Origin of the sequence: Enterobacter sp. 200527-13 (assembly GCF_027924865.1) — a bacterium.
Classification (GTDB): domain Bacteria; phylum Pseudomonadota; class Gammaproteobacteria; order Enterobacterales; family Enterobacteriaceae; genus Enterobacter; species Enterobacter ludwigii.
This window is the reverse complement of sequence record NZ_BSCM01000001.1, coordinates 541,007-557,475: the sequence shown is the minus strand read 5'-3', so window position 1 is coordinate 557,475 and position 16,469 is coordinate 541,007. Positions and strand designations below refer to the sequence as shown.

The 16,469-nt window shown below is 52.9% G+C and carries 13 protein-coding genes and 7 tRNA genes; 15 read left to right on the top strand and 5 right to left on the bottom strand.

What is annotated here, in order from left to right; translation table 11 throughout:
* Nucleotides 1-40: 40 nt before the first annotated feature.
* The 3 genes from ybfE to fur all read left to right on the top strand — a co-directional run bounded on the left by ybfE (nucleotide 41) and on the right by fur (nucleotide 1,749).
* Nucleotides 41-328 (top strand): LexA regulated protein, encoded by a 288-nt coding sequence (gene ybfE / locus QMG44_RS02625; RefSeq protein ID WP_014169148.1) that lies wholly within the window; start codon nucleotides 41-43, stop codon nucleotides 326-328.
* A gap of 155 nt (nucleotides 329-483) precedes the next feature.
* Nucleotides 484-1,014, top strand: a complete 531-nt coding sequence (fldA, locus tag QMG44_RS02620) for a flavodoxin FldA (RefSeq protein ID WP_008501067.1) — start codon at nucleotides 484-486, stop codon at nucleotides 1,012-1,014.
* A gap of 288 nt (nucleotides 1,015-1,302) precedes the next feature.
* Nucleotides 1,303-1,749 carry a ferric iron uptake transcriptional regulator gene (fur, locus tag QMG44_RS02615; protein ID WP_014169146.1) on the top strand — a complete coding sequence of 149 codons (447 nt, stop codon included), beginning with the start codon at nucleotides 1,303-1,305 and terminating at the stop codon, nucleotides 1,747-1,749.
* A 108-nt stretch (nucleotides 1,750-1,857) separates the two neighbouring features.
* Here the strand turns inward: fur and chiQ are convergent, their stop codons facing one another.
* The 4 genes from chiQ to nagE form a co-directional block, all read right to left on the bottom strand.
* A complete protein-coding gene (gene chiQ / locus QMG44_RS02610) occupies nucleotides 1,858-2,187 on the bottom strand; it encodes a ChiQ/YbfN family lipoprotein (RefSeq protein WP_025204664.1) in 330 nt (109 codons plus the stop codon).
* A 47-nt stretch (nucleotides 2,188-2,234) separates the two neighbouring features.
* Nucleotides 2,235-3,632 carry a chitoporin ChiP gene (chiP, locus tag QMG44_RS02605; RefSeq protein WP_281852991.1) on the bottom strand — a complete coding sequence of 466 codons (1,398 nt, stop codon included), beginning with the start codon at nucleotides 3,630-3,632 and terminating at the stop codon, nucleotides 2,235-2,237.
* Nucleotides 3,633-4,078: 446 nt separating this feature from the next.
* The gene (gene glnS, locus QMG44_RS02595; RefSeq protein WP_025204665.1) at nucleotides 4,079-5,746 is read right to left on the bottom strand and encodes a glutamine--tRNA ligase; all 1,668 of its coding nucleotides are present in this window, start codon (nucleotides 5,744-5,746) and stop codon (nucleotides 4,079-4,081) included.
* 169 nt (nucleotides 5,747-5,915) lie between these two features.
* Nucleotides 5,916-7,865, bottom strand: a complete 1,950-nt coding sequence (gene nagE / locus QMG44_RS02590; protein WP_032677692.1) for a PTS N-acetyl glucosamine transporter subunit IIABC — start codon at nucleotides 7,863-7,865, stop codon at nucleotides 5,916-5,918.
* Between the two features lie 326 nt (nucleotides 7,866-8,191).
* Here nagE and nagB point away from each other — a divergent pair, with 326 nt between their 5' ends.
* The 12 genes from nagB to QMG44_RS02530 all read left to right on the top strand — a co-directional run bounded on the left by nagB (nucleotide 8,192) and on the right by QMG44_RS02530 (nucleotide 15,064).
* Complete coding sequence (gene nagB / locus QMG44_RS02585; RefSeq protein WP_086532793.1) at nucleotides 8,192-8,992, top strand: glucosamine-6-phosphate deaminase; 801 nt, start codon at nucleotides 8,192-8,194, stop codon at nucleotides 8,990-8,992.
* Between the two features lie 55 nt (nucleotides 8,993-9,047).
* Nucleotides 9,048-10,196, top strand: coding sequence for an N-acetylglucosamine-6-phosphate deacetylase (gene nagA, locus QMG44_RS02580; RefSeq protein WP_086532794.1), 1,149 nt, complete (start codon nucleotides 9,048-9,050; stop codon nucleotides 10,194-10,196).
* Between the two features lie 8 nt (nucleotides 10,197-10,204).
* Nucleotides 10,205-11,425 (top strand): N-acetylglucosamine repressor, encoded by a 1,221-nt coding sequence (locus tag QMG44_RS02575; RefSeq protein ID WP_014169139.1) that lies wholly within the window; start codon nucleotides 10,205-10,207, stop codon nucleotides 11,423-11,425.
* A gap of 45 nt (nucleotides 11,426-11,470) precedes the next feature.
* Nucleotides 11,471-12,223: a ribonucleotide monophosphatase NagD gene (gene nagD / locus QMG44_RS02570; protein WP_020884984.1), complete on the top strand. Its 753-nt coding sequence runs from the start codon at nucleotides 11,471-11,473 to the stop codon at nucleotides 12,221-12,223.
* A 249-nt stretch (nucleotides 12,224-12,472) separates the two neighbouring features.
* Nucleotides 12,473-14,137 carry an asparagine synthase B gene (gene asnB, locus QMG44_RS02565; protein ID WP_010428626.1) on the top strand — a complete coding sequence of 555 codons (1,665 nt, stop codon included), beginning with the start codon at nucleotides 12,473-12,475 and terminating at the stop codon, nucleotides 14,135-14,137.
* A 227-nt stretch (nucleotides 14,138-14,364) separates the two neighbouring features.
* A tRNA-Met gene (locus QMG44_RS02560) sits at nucleotides 14,365-14,441 on the top strand.
* A gap of 8 nt (nucleotides 14,442-14,449) precedes the next feature.
* A tRNA-Leu gene (locus QMG44_RS02555) sits at nucleotides 14,450-14,534 on the top strand.
* 23 nt (nucleotides 14,535-14,557) lie between these two features.
* Nucleotides 14,558-14,632: transfer RNA gene (locus QMG44_RS02550), tRNA-Gln, on the top strand.
* Between the two features lie 32 nt (nucleotides 14,633-14,664).
* Nucleotides 14,665-14,739, top strand: a tRNA-Gln gene (locus tag QMG44_RS02545).
* A gap of 17 nt (nucleotides 14,740-14,756) precedes the next feature.
* Nucleotides 14,757-14,833 (top strand) — tRNA-Met (locus QMG44_RS02540).
* Nucleotides 14,834-14,877: 44 nt separating this feature from the next.
* Nucleotides 14,878-14,952: transfer RNA gene (locus QMG44_RS02535), tRNA-Gln, on the top strand.
* A gap of 37 nt (nucleotides 14,953-14,989) precedes the next feature.
* Nucleotides 14,990-15,064 (top strand) — tRNA-Gln (locus QMG44_RS02530).
* A gap of 96 nt (nucleotides 15,065-15,160) precedes the next feature.
* Here the strand turns inward: QMG44_RS02530 and ubiF are convergent.
* Entirely contained in the window at nucleotides 15,161-16,336 is a 1,176-nt protein-coding gene (gene ubiF / locus QMG44_RS02525) for a 3-demethoxyubiquinol 3-hydroxylase (protein WP_086532795.1), read from the bottom strand.
* Nucleotides 16,337-16,469 lie beyond the last annotated feature (133 nt).

The following is a 16,469-nucleotide window of genomic DNA, read 5'->3' as shown; positions in this document are numbered from 1 at the left end:
CAATAGCAGGGCGGCTTGTTTCCCCCGAAGTCTCAGAATCATGGCCAAAGAACAAACGGACCGTACGACACTAGATCTGTTCGCGAATGAGCGTCGACCGGGACGACCGAAAACGAATCCGCTTTCGCGCGATGAACAGCTGCGTATTAATAAACGCAACCAGCTTAAACGCGATAAAAATCGTGGGCTTAAGCGTGTCGAACTGAAGCTCAATGCCGACGCCGTCGATGCGCTTAACGAACTGGCCGAAGCGCGTAATATCAGCCGTAGCGAGCTCATTGAAGAGATGTTGATCGCCCAGCTTGAGACGTTGCGCCGCCAGGCATAAGTCTGAAAATCCCCTTTCTTACCCTTTTCATGTAGCACAGAGTGCAGTCCTGCGCGATAGCTGTTTCCGCGGGGTTGCCAGTTCTGCTATTATTGCCCTTATCCGTGGACAAATTGCGCCACCATACCATTAAGTTTCAAGAGGTTATTTTACTCATGGCAATCATCGGCATTTTCTTCGGCAGTGATACCGGCAATACCGAAAATATCGCAAAAAACATTCAAAAACAGCTCGGTAAAGACGTTGCCGATGTGCATGACATCGCCAAGAGCAGCAAAGAAGATCTCGAAGGCTATGACATCCTGTTGCTGGGTATCCCAACCTGGTACTACGGTGAAGCCCAGTGTGACTGGGATGATTTCTTCCCGACGCTGGAAGAAGTGGACTTCAACGGCAAGCTGGTCGCCCTGTTTGGCTGCGGCGATCAGGAAGACTACGCTGAGTACTTCTGTGACGCGCTGGGCACTATCCGCGATATCATTGAACCGAATGGTGCAGTTATCGTAGGCCACTGGCCGACTGCCGGTTACCACTTCGAAGCGTCTAAAGGCCTGGCCGATGACGACCACTTCGTGGGTCTGGCGATCGACGAAGACCGTCAGCCAGAACTGACCGCAGAGCGCGTTGAGAAGTGGGTGAAGCAGATCCGCGAAGAACTGCACCTGGACGATATTCTTAACGCCTGATTGTTATTGTGGCGCAACCCCGGTTGCGCCCAGGAACCAGGTCAAACGATTAAATTAATCGCTACAATCTTTTAACTTTTTCGCCCAGACCTGTACAATGTCTCCCAGGTAAAATGGGGTGCCATTGAGTAAGTTTGTCGGTGATACCACGTTTTTATAAGCATACTTTGCCTGAGACTTGCAGTTTTCATTTAGCCATGGCAGTTCTATAATGAGACGCATTATTCCAGGTGCATTTTCTGTCACTTCCTCCAGAAGTGAATCGTTTAGCAACAGGACAGATTCCGCATGACTGACAACAATACCGCATTAAAGAAGGCTGGCCTGAAAGTTACGCTTCCTCGGTTAAAAATCCTTGAAGTGCTTCAGGGTCCAGACAATCACCATGTCAGTGCGGAAGACCTTTACAAGCGTCTTATCGACATGGGTGAAGAGATTGGGCTGGCAACCGTCTATCGCGTGCTGAACCAGTTTGATGACGCGGGCATTGTTACCCGTCATAATTTCGAAGGCGGTAAATCTGTATTCGAACTGACCCAGCAGCAGCACCACGATCACCTGATCTGCCTGGATTGTGGCAAGGTCATTGAATTTAGCGATGATTCCATCGAAGCACGTCAGCGTGAAATCGCTGCTCGTCATGGTATCCGCCTGACCAACCATAGCCTGTATCTGTATGGTCACTGTGCTGAAGGTGATTGCCGCGAAGACGATCACGCACACGACGCCAAATAAGTCGAACTTTCATACTCTGAGCCAGCCGCAAGGTTGGCTTTTTTTTGCCTGTCACCCGGCGAAAAAAAGCCCGGTAAGCACAGCGCCACCGGGCCTTAACACGCTTAATTAATTTCCGTTGTTACTGCGTATTTCCTTCCAGATCTGGTCGCAACGCTTCGCCACTTCCTGATCGTTACCGGTTTTACGCGCCTGAATGCAGGCCTGATAGTCCATCACGCGAACATTTTCCTGCGTCGCAAACTGCTCATGCGCCTTCTCTTTCTTCAGCACATTCAGCACGCTCTGGCAGGCTTCAATTTTCTCCGGTGAGCCTTCAGCGGTGTTAATGCAGGCGCTGTAAGCCTCCTTCAGGCGAGAATCTTCTTTCGGTGCCGGGTCCTGGGCGCAAGCCACCAGCCCCGAGGCCAGCAACGCGACGATTACCATTTTTTTCATCATGTGCAGTCTCCATTCCGGCGGGACGGAACCCGCCGGAGCGTTCATCAGAAGATAGTGAATGGTGCGATAACCATGAATTTCACGTCACGTTCATCCTGGAAGATGTTGTCGTAACCGCCCGCGTAGCTTGGAATATCAGAGTGGTTGTCATACTGCGTGAAGTGCAGCTTGAACATCGTGCCTTTCGCACGTCCATCCTGCACGGTATAGATGGCATCCAGGCTGTAAGAGGACTCTTTCAGACGGTAGTTCGGATCGTAGTACGCATCCGGTGTGGCCATGTCGCCCGGTTTGGCGTCCCAGGCATACGCGTAGGAGGCGCCCACCGCCCAGCCCGGCAGGTTCCAGTTTTTCAGGTCATACATTGCGCCGAAGAAGACCGCTTTTTCGCCGTCGGCGTTGAAGTCAGAGCGGTTATCCCACCAGATATCCAGACGACCGTTGGAAGATGCGTAAGTCGGGGTCATACGCTGCAGGAAGTAGCCCTGCTGCCCTTCCGCCTTCACCCATGTCCCTTCCAGACGCAAATCCACCTGCCCCACTTTGTAGCCTAAGGTCAGCGCCTGCAGCCAGGCCGTGCCGTCATAAATATCGTTGACGCCACCATCGCTGACTTTGTCTCGCGTGCCGTAGAACTGGTAACTGGTACTCAACGGACTCCCTGCGATATCAAACTTGTAGCTGGCTTTGGCAAAATACTGATCGATATAACCTTCAGCCTGACCAAAGGCGGCTTCTAACACAAGGTCGTTTTTAAAATCGTACTTCGCACCCAGCGAGTGGAGGTAATCCACTTTGGTCTTTTTATCGTTCTGGTAAAACTTATCCATTTCGATATGCCACGGGGCTTTGTATTCGTTGGTCCACATATAGGAGAAACTCAACGCACCCGCATCACCGTAGTCAAAGTTAGCGCCGGCTTCAGCGCCCTGGTAAGTACCAGGCATAAAACTCCAGTGTGGCGCTAACAGGGTTTGGCCAGTTGGCTGAATATATCCGCCGCGCGCCCAGACTGGACCATATTTGAATTTTGCAGCGGCTTTATACAGGCTGATACCGCTTTTATCGCCGGACCAGTCTTCTTTATAGGCCTTATTGCTGGACGAGAAGGCAATTTCGTTCGGGTGTCCGCTGTCGCCATTTTCCGCCATTTCGATTGCCGTGAATGCGGCAATATCCAGGCCGAACATATCGGCGGCATAGCCTGACTGGAAGTCGAGGTTGGCGTTCCAGGTAGAGTGAGAAAGGTTGGTTTTGTATTTGTCTTCGGTAACGTCTTTACGGTCACGTTCACGCTGCCAGTAATAAATACCGCCCGTGAGGGTAGAATCTTCGATGAAACCTGCTGCCTTAGCCTCTGGCGCAATCACCAGGCCTGACATTGCTGTCACACCGGCGATAGCCAGCGCCAGCGCACTACGTTTGCCACTGAACGTACGCATAGATTATTCCTCTTTGACGAATTAAAACGCCTGAACGGCGAAAAATATAAAAGACCAAAAGGTCAGGGGTAGTCAGAAATACCCTCGAATTAACTACCGCCTTTAGGTTATTTTTCGCGACGCGAATTATCAATGCTTTTCCGTGGGCAAAAGTCAGGATTATGACGAAGTGCACATAATTCGTAGTGCTTTGTAACATTTAGCGGGAGACGAGATTTGGCGGGGCAAGTCATTAAATTTAAGCCAGTAATTGTGTAAATTACTGGTTATTTTCAGGCCTTCACTATTTTCAGAAATATACAAACTTTTTTTAGAAAAATAAGTAGCACCACATTGACCTGAATATTGCGCAGACATTATTTTTGCTCGCGCTTAACGATATGATCATTCAATAAAAAAACGCCGCATTACGCGGCGTTTGTCTCTCATTGACCAGAGCGGCGTTATTATTCGCCGACTTTAGTCCAGGTATCACGCAGACCAACGGTACGGTTAAACACCGGTTTTTCCGAGGTACTGTGACGGCTGTCGAGGCAGAAATAGCCTTCACGTTCGAACTGGAACGCTTTGCCCGCTTCAGCGGCTTTCAGAGACGGCTCAGCATACCCCTGCTTGATGACCAGAGATTCCGGGTTGATTGTCGCCAGGAAGTCTTCTGCTGCACCTGGGTTAGGCACGCTGAACAGACGATCGTACAGGCGAATTTCAACCGGCAGCGCATGTGTTGCACTTACCCAGTGGATCACGCCTTTCACTTTGCGGCCATCTGCCGGATCTTTGCTCAGGGTTTCAGCGTCGTAAGAGCAGAAGATGGTGGTGATATTCCCTTCCGCATCTTTCTCAACACGCTCAGCTTTGATCACGTATGCGTTACGCAGACGCACCTCTTTACCCAGCACCAGACGCTTGTACTGCTTGTTCGCTTCTTCGCGGAAGTCAGCACGATCGATCCAGATTTCACCGCTGAACGGCACGTCACGGGTGCCCATTTCCGGTTTGTTCGGATGGTTAGGCATGGAGACCATTTCGCTCGCGCCCTGCGGGTAGTTTTCGATAACCAGTTTAACCGGATCGATGACGGCCATTGCGCGCGGCGCGTTGTCGTTCAGATCTTCACGGATGCAGGATTCCAGAGAGGCGATCTCAATGGTGTTATCCTGCTTGGTCACGCCGATGCGCTTACAGAACTCGCGAATAGACGCTGCAGTATAACCACGGCGACGCAGACCCGAGATGGTTGGCATACGCGGATCGTCCCAGCCCTCAACGTGCTTGTCGGTCACCAGCAGGTTCAGCTTACGCTTGGACATCACCGTGTATTCCAGATTCAGACGAGAGAATTCGTACTGACGCGGATGCACCGGGATGGTGATGTTATCCAGAACCCAGTCGTACAGACGGCGGTTGTCCTGGAACTCCAGCGTACACAGGGAGTGCGTAATGCCTTCCAGCGCATCGCTGATGCAGTGGGTAAAGTCGTACATCGGGTAGATGCACCACTTGTTACCGGTCTGATGGTGTTCAGCGAACTTGATACGGTACAGAACCGGATCGCGCATCACGATGAACGGTGATGCCATGTCGATTTTGGCACGCAGGCAGGCTTTACCTTCCTCGAAGCCACCCGCACGCATTTTTTCAAACAGCGCCAGGTTCTCTTCAACGCTGCGATCGCGGAACGGGCTGTTTTTACCCGGCGCGGTCAGCGTGCCGCGGTATTCGCGGATCTCTTCAGCAGACAGCTCGTCGACATACGCCAGACCTTTATTGATAAGCTCGACCGCATAGGCGTACAGCTGATCAAAATAGTCAGAGGAGTAGCAGATATCGCCAGACCAGTTGAAGCCCAGCCATTGCACGTCATTCTTAATAGACTCAACGTATTCGATGTCTTCTTTTACTGGGTTGGTGTCATCGAAACGCAGGTTGCACTGTCCCTGGTAGTCTTGCGCGATGCCAAAGTTCAGGCAGATCGATTTTGCATGACCAATATGCAGGTAGCCGTTTGGCTCCGGCGGGAAACGGGTATGAACTGTGGTGTGCTTACCACTGGCCAGATCTTCATCGATGATCTGACGAATAAAGTTACTCGGGCGGGCTTCAGCCTCACTCATCGTGGATTCCTCAAAGCGTAAACAACGTATAACGGCATATGATCTTATAAGCCGGACGTAGTGACAACCCTTAAAACGTCTCTGAAGAAAATAATGGGGGCAATTGCTGCAAAAAAAAGCGGCGGAGGAAAACCCCCGCCGCTTAAGGCATGACTCTACTCAGGAGCGATTACTTGCCTTTAATCTCATACAGTGGCGTCTGGCCCGCAACGACCTGACCTTTCGCCTGAATTACCAGGCCGCTGAAGTCGTCGATATTGCTGCAAACGACCGGGCTAATCATGGAGCGCGCGTTAGCGTTCAGGTAATCCAGATCCATTTCCAGAATCGGCTGACCTGCCACTACGTCGGCCCCCTCTTCCACCAGACGAGTAAAGCCCTGACCGTTCAGCGCGACGGTATCGATACCCATATGGACAACGATCTCCGCGCCCTTTTCAGTTTCGAGGCAGAACGCATGGTTAGTGTTGAAGATTTTAACGATGGTCCCGGCAGCAGGAGACACCACGGTTTTGTCCGTTGGTTTCACCGCCACACCGTCACCGACAGCTTTGCTGGCAAACGCTTCGTCAGGCACCTGCTCAATCGCAACCACTTCACCGGTAATCGGTGAAACCAGCGCGGCAATGGTCGTTGCGTTAGGGACGGCCTGCGGTTTTGCCACCGGGGCTTCCGTCACTGGCGCGCTGTTCGCTGCAGAAGCCGCGATAGGTCCACGGGCAACCACTTTCTTCATTTCATCGCCAATCGATTCCGCTTTCGCACCCACGATAACCTGGATGGTCTGCTTGTTCAGTTTCACCACGCCGGATGCGCCAAGGCGTTTACACATGGCATCGTTAACGCGCGCAGAATCACCTACCGTCAGACGCAGACGGGTAATACATGCATCGATAGCTTTCAGGTTATCCGTACCGCCTACTGCGGCAATATAATTGGTTGCCAGCTGGGTCAGCCCTTCTTCGGTATTGCTGTTAGCTTCGCCAGTAACGATGTCGTCTTTCGTATCTTCGCGGCCTGGTGTTTTCAGGTTAAACATACGAATGACTGCGCTAAACAGAACGAAGTAGATAACAAAGAACACCAGACCCATTGCGACCAGCATCCAGACGTTCTTGCTCGCCGCGGGCAGGTTGTACATCAACACGTAGTCGATCGCGCCGGCGGAGAAGGAGAAGCCCGCATGGATACCCAGCAGCGTTGCAACAAACAGGCTAATACCCGTCAGCACAGCGTGCATGAGGTACAGCAGCGGAGCCAGGAACATGAACAGGAATTCCAGCGGCTCAGTAACACCGGTCAGGAACGCGGTGATGGCAACTGACAGCAGCATCCCGCCAACCATTGGACGACGCGCTTTCGGTGCGGCCAGGTACATAGCCAGCGCCGCGCCCGGCAGACCAAACATCATGATAGGGAAGAAGCCCGACATGAACATGCCCGCGGTGCCGTCACCTGCATAGAAGCGGTTGATATCCCCGTGGAATACCGCGCCCGCGGCGTTGGTAAACTCACCAATCTGGAACCAGGCAATGGTGTTCAGCACCTGATGCAGGCCGGTTGGGATCAACAGACGGTTGATGAAACCGAAGATACCCGCACCCACTGCGCCAGCGGAAACAATCCACTCACCGCCCGCATGGATAGCGTGCTGCACCGGTGGCCAGATGTAGCCAAAGATCGCGGCCAGAATCAGACAGAAGAAGCCTGTCGCAATCGGCACAAAACGTTTTCCACCGAAGAAGCTCAGGAAGTCTGGCAGTTTGATCCCCGCCCAACGGTTATAAACAGCCCCGCCGACCAGACCGGTAATGATACCTGCCAGAACACCCATGTTAATTTCTGGGTTTATCGTCACCATCGCTTTCGTCAGGATGAAGTAACCGACAGCCCCGGCCAGCGCCGCTGCACCCGCGCTGTCTTTTGACCAGCTGGATGCCACACCGATGGCGAAAATCAGCGCCAGATTGTCAAAAATCGCGCCACCCGCTTGCGCGATAAATGGCACATTAAGCAGATCGGGTTGCCCGAATCGCAGCAGCAGTGCTGCAACCGGTAGCACGGCGATAGGGAGCTGCAAAGCCCTACCGAGGCGCTGGAAAAAACCTAAAATATTCATCCTATTCCCCCTACGAGACCCTTATTAAGGCTCGTGCATAAACTATGTTTTTATTGTGTCGACAACGATAAATACAGTTGATGATTCACTGGCATTGTGAGTGTGTGAAAAATTAATTCGTATCGCAAATTAAACACGTATTTTTTGTGATTTTTGTCACCAAATATCGTTAATAACCCTCCCTTTCTCTGGCTAACAGTGAAAACTTATTTTATCATTCAAAAAATCAAGACGGATTGATCCGGCCTGAAAGGTTCCAGGTTACGCTTAGTTCAGGTTCCGATAGCCATCCGCCCACTCTTCTACTTTAACTCTTGAGGTGAACAATGAGACTGATTCCCCTGGCAACTGCTGAACAAGTCGGTAAATGGGCCGCCCGTCATATCGTTAACCGTATTAACGCGTTCAAACCCACCGCCGATCGTCCTTTCGTTCTCGGCCTTCCTACCGGCGGCACGCCGCTGACCGCGTATAAAGCCCTGGTTGAGATGCATAAATCAGGCCAGGTTAGCTTTAAACATGTTGTGACCTTCAACATGGATGAGTATGTCGGCTTACCCAAGGATCATCCGGAAAGCTACCATAGCTTTATGCACCGTAATTTCTTTGATCACGTTGATATTCCGGCTGAAAACATTAACCTGCTGAATGGAAACGCGCCTGATATTGACGCAGAATGCCGTCAGTATGAAGAAAAAATCCGTTCCTACGGTAAAATCCACCTGTTCATGGGTGGCGTGGGCAACGATGGCCATATCGCGTTCAACGAACCGGCCTCTTCTCTGGCTTCCCGTACGCGTATTAAAACCCTGACCCATGACACGCGCGTGGCAAACTCCCGCTTCTTTGACGGTGATGTTAACCAGGTTCCAAAATACGCCCTGACCGTAGGCGTAGGCACCCTGCTGGATGCCGAAGAAGTGATGATTCTGGTTCTGGGCGGCGTGAAAGCGCAGGCGCTCCAGGCTGCCGTTGAAGGCAACGTTAACCACATGTGGACCATCAGCTGCCTGCAGCTGCATCCAAAATCAGTCATCGTGTGCGACGAACCGTCCACGATGGAGCTGAAAGTGAAAACGCTGAAATACTTCAACGAGTTAGAAGCTGAGAACATCAAAGGTCTGTAATTGAATAACCGCCTCTTCATCAAGAGGCGGCCGCTTTTTTTAACCGGGGGTCGTTATGTACGCTTTAACCCACGGTCGGATTTATACCGGCCATGATATTCTGGATGACCATGCGATTGTTATCGCCGATGGTCTGATTGAACGTGTTTGCCCGCAGGCAGAACTGCCGCCGGGGATTGAACAGCGCTCACTCAATGGAGCAGTAATCTCCCCCGGTTTCATCGACGTACAGCTGAACGGCTGCGGCGGTGTGCAATTTAATGACACCGCGGAGGCGGTGACGGTCGACACGCTGGAAATCATGCAGAAAGCCAACGAGAAATCGGGCTGCACCAGCTATCTGCCAACCCTCATCACCAGTAGTGATGATCTCATGAAACAGGGTATCCGCGTGATGCGCGACTACCTGGCAAAACACCCTAATCAGGCGCTGGGTCTGCATCTTGAAGGACCGTGGCTGAACATCGTGAAAAAAGGAACGCATAACCCGGATTACGTGCGTAAACCTGACGCTGAGCTGGTCGACTACCTGTGTGCCAACGCCGATGTGATCACCAAAGTGACGCTGGCTCCTGAAATCGCGGGACCTGACGTTATCAGCAAACTGGCCGCCGCCGGGATTGTCGTTTCAGCGGGCCATTCAAACGCAACGCAAAAAGAAGCGAAAGCAGGTTTCCGCGCCGGCATTACCTTTGCGACGCACCTGTACAACGCGATGCCGTATATCACCGGTCGTGAACCTGGGCTGGTCGGTGCAATTCTCGATGAGCAGGACGTTTACTGCGGCATTATTGCTGACGGCTTGCACGTCGATTACACCAACATTCGCAACGCCAAGCGCCTGAAAGGTGACAAACTCTGTCTGGTAACCGATGCCACCGCACCGGCAGGGGCAAATATTGAGCAGTTCATTTTTGCCGGTAAAACAATATACTACCGCAATGGACTGTGTGTTGATGAAAACGGAACGCTGAGCGGTTCCTCCCTGACGATGATTGAAGGGGTGCGTAACCTGGTTGAACATTGCGGGATTGCGCTTGATGAAGTCCTGCGTATGGCGACCCTTTATCCTGCGCGCGCGATGGGCGTAGATAAACAGCTTGGCGGAATTGCACCAGGTATGGTTGCAAACCTGACGGCATTCACACACGATTATAAAATTATCAAGACCATCGTTAATGGTAACGAGGTCGTCACTGAGTAAGTAAAAGTATGACACCAGGCGGACAAGCTCAAATCGGTAATGTCGATCTCGTTAAACAACTTAACAGCGCGGCGGTTTATCGTCTGATTGACCAACACGGGCCAATCTCGCGCATTCAGATAGCCGAACAAAGCCAGCTTGCTCCCGCCAGCGTGACAAAAATTACCCGTCAGCTCATTGAGCGCGGACTGATCAAAGAAGTCGATCAGCAGGCCTCCACCGGAGGCCGCCGCGCCATCTCCATTATTACCGAAACCCGCAATTTTCAGGCGATCGGCGTCCGTCTTGGTCGTCATGACACCACCCTTACGCTCTATGATCTGAGCAGCAAAGCCATCGCGGAAGAACACTACCCGCTTCCGGAGCGCACTCAGGAGACGCTGGAACACGCGCTGCTGAATACCATTGAACACTTTATCGAGAGCTGTCAGCGCAAAATCCGTGAACTGATTGCGATCTCGGTGATCCTGCCAGGCCTGGTAGACCCCGAAAGCGGCGTGATCCGTTATATGCCCCATATAAAGGTTGAGAACTGGGGGCTGGTAGATGCGCTGGAAAAACGCTTTAAAGTGACCTGTTTCGTGGGGCACGACATCCGCTCTCTGGCCCTGGCAGAGCACTACTTTGGTGCGAGCCAGGATTGTGAAGATTCGATTCTGGTGCGCGTACACCGCGGGACAGGGGCAGGCATCATCTCTAACGGGCGCATTTTTATTGGCCGCAACGGTAACGTCGGTGAGATTGGTCATATTCAGGTAGAGCCGCTTGGCGAACGCTGCCACTGCGGAAACTTTGGCTGTCTGGAGACGATTGCCGCCAACACGGCGATTGAACAGCGGGTGCGCCATCTGCTTGAACAGGGTTACCAGAGCCGCGTCACGCTGGACGATTGCAAGATAGGGACGATCTGCAAAGCCGCCAACAAAGGCGACGCGCTGGCCTGTGAAGTTATTGAGCAGGTGGGGCGCCATCTGGGTAAAACCATCGCCATCGCCATCAACCTGTTTAACCCGCAAAAAGTGGTGATCGCCGGTGAGATTGTGGAGGCCGAGAAGGTCCTGCTGCCCGCCATTGAAGGCTGCATTAACACTCAGGCGCTGAAAGCCTTCCGCCAGAACCTTCCCGTCGTTCGTTCTAAGCTTGACCATCGCTCAGCGATAGGCGCATTTGCGCTGGTTAAACGCGCCATGCTCAACGGTATTCTGTTGCAACATTTGCTGGAAAGTTGATCGGGTCTTATAGTAACGCCTTCTTTTTTTGATGTCGGAATGTCCATGACCATTAAGAATGTAATTTGTGATATCGACGGCGTGCTGATGCACGACAACGTTGCTGTACCAGGTGCTGCGGAGTTTCTTCACCGCATCATCGACAAAGGAATGCCTCTGGTTCTTCTCACGAACTACCCTTCTCAGACCGGTCAGGACCTGGCAAACCGCTTTGCCACAGCAGGCGTCAACGTGCCGGACAGCGTGTTTTATACCTCTGCCATGGCCACCGCTGATTTCCTCAAGCGCCAGGAAGGAAAAAAGGCCTACGTGGTGGGTGAAGGGGCGCTGATCCACGAGTTATATAAGGCAGGGTTTACCATCACAGATGTGAACCCGGACTTTGTGATCGTTGGCGAAACGCGCTCCTATAACTGGGAGATGATGCACAAAGCCTCCTACTTTGTTGCCAACGGTGCGCGTTTTATTGCCACCAACCCGGATACCCACGGCCGTGGTTTTTACCCTGCCTGCGGCGCGCTGTGTGCCGGTATCGAAAAGATCTCTGGCCGGAAACCATTCTACGTGGGCAAGCCCAGCCCGTGGATCATCCGTGCTGCGCTGAACAAGATGCAGGCCCACTCTGAAGAAACGGTGATTGTCGGCGACAACCTGCGCACCGATATCCTGGCCGGATTCCAGGCGGGCCTGGAAACCATTCTGGTGCTTTCCGGTGTCTCCACGCTCGACGATATTGACGCCATGCCCTTCCGGCCGAGCTGGATTTATCCCTCCGTCGAAGAAATTGATATTATCTGATCCCAAACCACGCCTCAGCGCGTGGTTTTTTATTTTCACGCCCGATAAACAACCCCACATCTAACAAAACAGCCAATTTATTGCATAATCATCAATAAAAGCGTTTATGACGTACTCGTTTTTCACTATTCGGCAATCAGCATTGCACTATTTCCGTTTTATCCCGTAAAACCCTTGCGCGCCCTCCCCCTTTGCGGCATTTTCATAAGCAAGCAACATTACAAAGCAACAGGGTTAACGGAGAAGGTTATGTGTTCAATTTTTGGCGTACTGGATATTAAAACTGACGCAGGCGAACTGCGTAAAAAGGCACTCGAATTGTCCCGCCTGATGCGCCATCGCGGCCCGGACTGGTCCGGCGTTTACGCCAGCGATAAAGCCATCCTGGCACACGAACGTCTGTCCATTGTTGACGTCAACGCCGGTGCGCAGCCGCTGTATAACGAGAAAAAAACACACGCGCTGGCTGTTAACGGTGAAATCTATAACCATCAGGCGCTGCGCGCCGAGTACGGCGACCGTTACGCCTTCCAGACCGGTTCTGACTGTGAAGTGATCCTGGCGCTGTATCAGGAGAAAGGCCCGGAATTCCTCGATGATCTGCAGGGTATGTTTGCCTTCGCCCTGTACGACAGCGAAAAAGATGCCTATCTGATTGGCCGCGACCATATTGGTATTATCCCGCTGTATATGGGTCACGATGAACACGGCAACTTTTATGTCGCCTCAGAAATGAAAGCCCTGGTGCCGGTTTGCCGCACCATTAAAGAGTTCCCGGCAGGAAGTTACCTGTGGAGTAAAGACGGCGAGATCCGTCAGTACTATCAGCGCGACTGGTTCGACTATGATGCGGTTAAAGACAACGTGACTGATAAAGCCGAACTGCGTCAGGCGCTGGAAGATTCTGTTAAAAGCCACCTGATGTCAGATGTGCCTTACGGTGTACTGCTCTCCGGCGGGCTGGACTCGTCCGTGATCTCCGCGATCACCAAGAAATTCGCCGCGCGTCGTGTTGAAGATCAGGAACGTTCAGAAGCCTGGTGGCCGCAGCTGCACTCCTTTGCTGTGGGCCTGGAAGGCGCACCGGATCTGAAAGCCGCGCAGGAAGTGGCAAACCATCTCGGTACCGTGCACCATGAGATCCACTTCACCGTGCAGGAAGGGCTGGATGCGATCCGCGATGTTATCTACCACATCGAAACCTACGATGTGACCACCATTCGCGCTTCCACGCCGATGTACCTGATGTCGCGTAAGATCAAAGCGATGGGCATTAAGATGGTGCTCTCCGGTGAAGGGTCTGACGAAGTATTTGGCGGCTACCTCTATTTCCACAAAGCGCCGAACGCAAAAGAGCTGCACGAAGAGACAGTACGTAAACTGCAGGCGCTGCATATGTTTGACTGCGCACGCGCCAACAAAGCGATGTCTGCCTGGGGCGTGGAAGCGCGTGTTCCCTTCCTGGATAAGAAATTCCTCGACGTTGCAATGCGCATCAACCCACAGGACAAAATGTGCGGCAACGGCAAAATGGAGAAACATATCCTGCGTGAATGTTTCGAATCCTACCTGCCGGCGAGCGTGGCATGGCGTCAGAAAGAGCAGTTCTCTGACGGTGTCGGGTATAGCTGGATCGATACCCTGAAAGAGGTGGCGGCAAAACAGGTTTCCGATCAGCAACTGGAAACCGCGAGCTTCCGCTTCCCGTACAACACGCCAGGCTCCAAAGAGGCGTATCTGTACCGTGAAATCTTTGAAGAGTTGTTCCCGGTGCCGAGTGCGGCGGAGTGTGTTCCGGGCGGCCCGTCCGTTGCCTGTTCTTCGGCTAAAGCCATTGAATGGGATGAATCTTTCAAGTCTATGAACGATCCATCAGGACGTGCGGTAGGCGTACACCAGTCTGCCTATAAGTAATCGAAAAGCATCCAATCAGGCCCTGCGGGGCCTGATTTTTTTTGCCCCCTATTTCACTCCCCAAAAACGATAAATAACCAATAATTGCCGAATATTCGGTCACGCTGTTCGCAACCTAACCAAACAGTCACATTCCGGCTATTTTCGTTGAAAAAGGTGTTGACGCTGCAAGGGTCTATACGCATAATGCGCCCCGCAACGCCGATAAGGTAACGCGAAAAAAAGATGGCTACGTAGCTCAGTTGGTTAGAGCACATCACTCATAATGATGGGGTCACAGGTTCGAATCCCGTCGTAGCCACCATCTTTTTTGCGGGAGTGGCGAAATTGGTAGACGCACCAGATTTAGGTTCTGGCGCCGCAAGGTGTGCGAGTTCAAGTCTCGCCTCCCGCACCATTCCCAGGTAAGCGTTGCACGGATGGGGTATCGCCAAGCGGTAAGGCACCGGTTTTTGATACCGGCATTCCCTGGTTCGAATCCAGGTACCCCAGCCATATTTCTTCGATTTTGCGGTTCTCCGCGGTATTGGGGTATCGCCAAGCGGTAAGGCACCGGTTTTTGATACCGGCATTCCCTGGTTCGAATCCAGGTACCCCAGCCATCGAAGATTGCAGTACTGGCTACGTAGCTCAGTTGGTTAGAGCACATCACTCATAATGATGGGGTCACAGGTTCGAATCCCGTCGTAGCCACCAAATTAGTCATCTGTCGAATGATTCGGCAGACGAGAAAAAATTGTTGGGGTATCGCCAAGCGGTAAGGCACCGGATTCTGATTCCGGCATTCCGAGGTTCGAATCCTCGTACCCCAGCCAATTTAAAAAAGTCGTTAAGCACATTGTTTAACGCAATTGGGGTGTCGCCAAGCGGTAAGGCTCTGGTTTCTGATACCAGCATTCCGGGGTTCGAATCCCTGCACCCCAGCCACTTAGTAACAAAAAAGCCCGCTCTGCGGGCTTTTTTGTTTTTGTTGGATTATGTACCGCATCCGAAAGCCCTCTCCCGCAGGAGAAGGCACTCAGATTAAAGGCCTAACGCGTACTTCAGTGCCTGACGCTTCAGCCCACCGGCACGCTCCGCCGCCATCAACCCAATGTTACGCAGAATGCGCACCGGACCAAGATCGTTACTGAAGCCGGCGTAAAACAGATCCATCCCCGACTGCATGATAAAGTTATCCGCCATGCGCCGCGTCTGGTAACGTTTCAGTACCGGATGGCTGGCCCAGGCCTCCGCGTGAGCGCGCGCATTGCCCAGCACATCCAGTAAAGCCTCAACGTCACGGTATCCCAGGTTCACGCCCTGCCCCGCCAGCGGGTGAATGGTGTGTGCCGCATCCCCCACCAGCGCCAGCCCTGCACGGGCATACTGCAATGCATGGCGACGGGTAAGCGGAAACGCCCCGGCGGCAACCGGCATGACGTTGCCCAGACGGCGTGGGAAGTGCTGATGGATCTCTCGCTGCAGCTGCTCCATTGACAGCCCCTGCAACTGACGAATGCGCGCCGGTTTGTCATACCACACCAGCGACGCCCAGCGATCAAACAACGGTAAAAAGGCATGCGGGCCATTCGGGGTAAAGTGCTGCCAGGTGCTCTCACCCGGGTCATTCTCACACTGCACGGTGATCAGCATGCACGCCTGCTGGTACTGCCAGGCATGAATACCAATTCCCGCCATTTGCCTGACCTGTGAGTTGGCACCATCCGCTCCGACAACCAGCTTCGTGGCCAGCTCATCACCCTTATCCAGCTCAAGCAAATACCCGCCTTCGTGGGGATGCAGTGCGTTAAGTGACGCCGGGACGCGCAGCGCCACTTTCGGATGCGCCTCCAGGGCTTGCCAGAGCGCCAGTTGGAGGACCGTGTTTTCCACCATATAGCCCAGGCGGGGCAGCTTCAGTTCAGCGGCATCAAACGCGACATGCGCATTCTCCCACTCCCAGGTTTCGAGACGGCTGTAAGGGTGCGCGCGCATCCCGAGCACGGCATCCCAGACGCCCAGCCCGCGCAGCAGATCGACAGAGGCGGCGCTGATAGCTGAAATTCGCACATCCGGCTTTGCCGTCGGGTCAAACGCAACAGGGGCAGCCTGCTCGATAACCGTCACCTCAAATCCCTGCTGCGCCAGCCCCAGCGCGAGTGCGCCGCCGACCATACCGCCGCCGACAACGGCAATTTCGGTTTGTTGGTGAGTCATGGTCAATTATCCTTAATGGTATATACCTTAAGTTTACCGGATTTTTTCGGTCTTGAGGTTGACAACCTTCATACTGGTCACAACCGCAGCAAAGCATTACAATACGCGCCCTGCATTCCTGAGCATGAGCAAG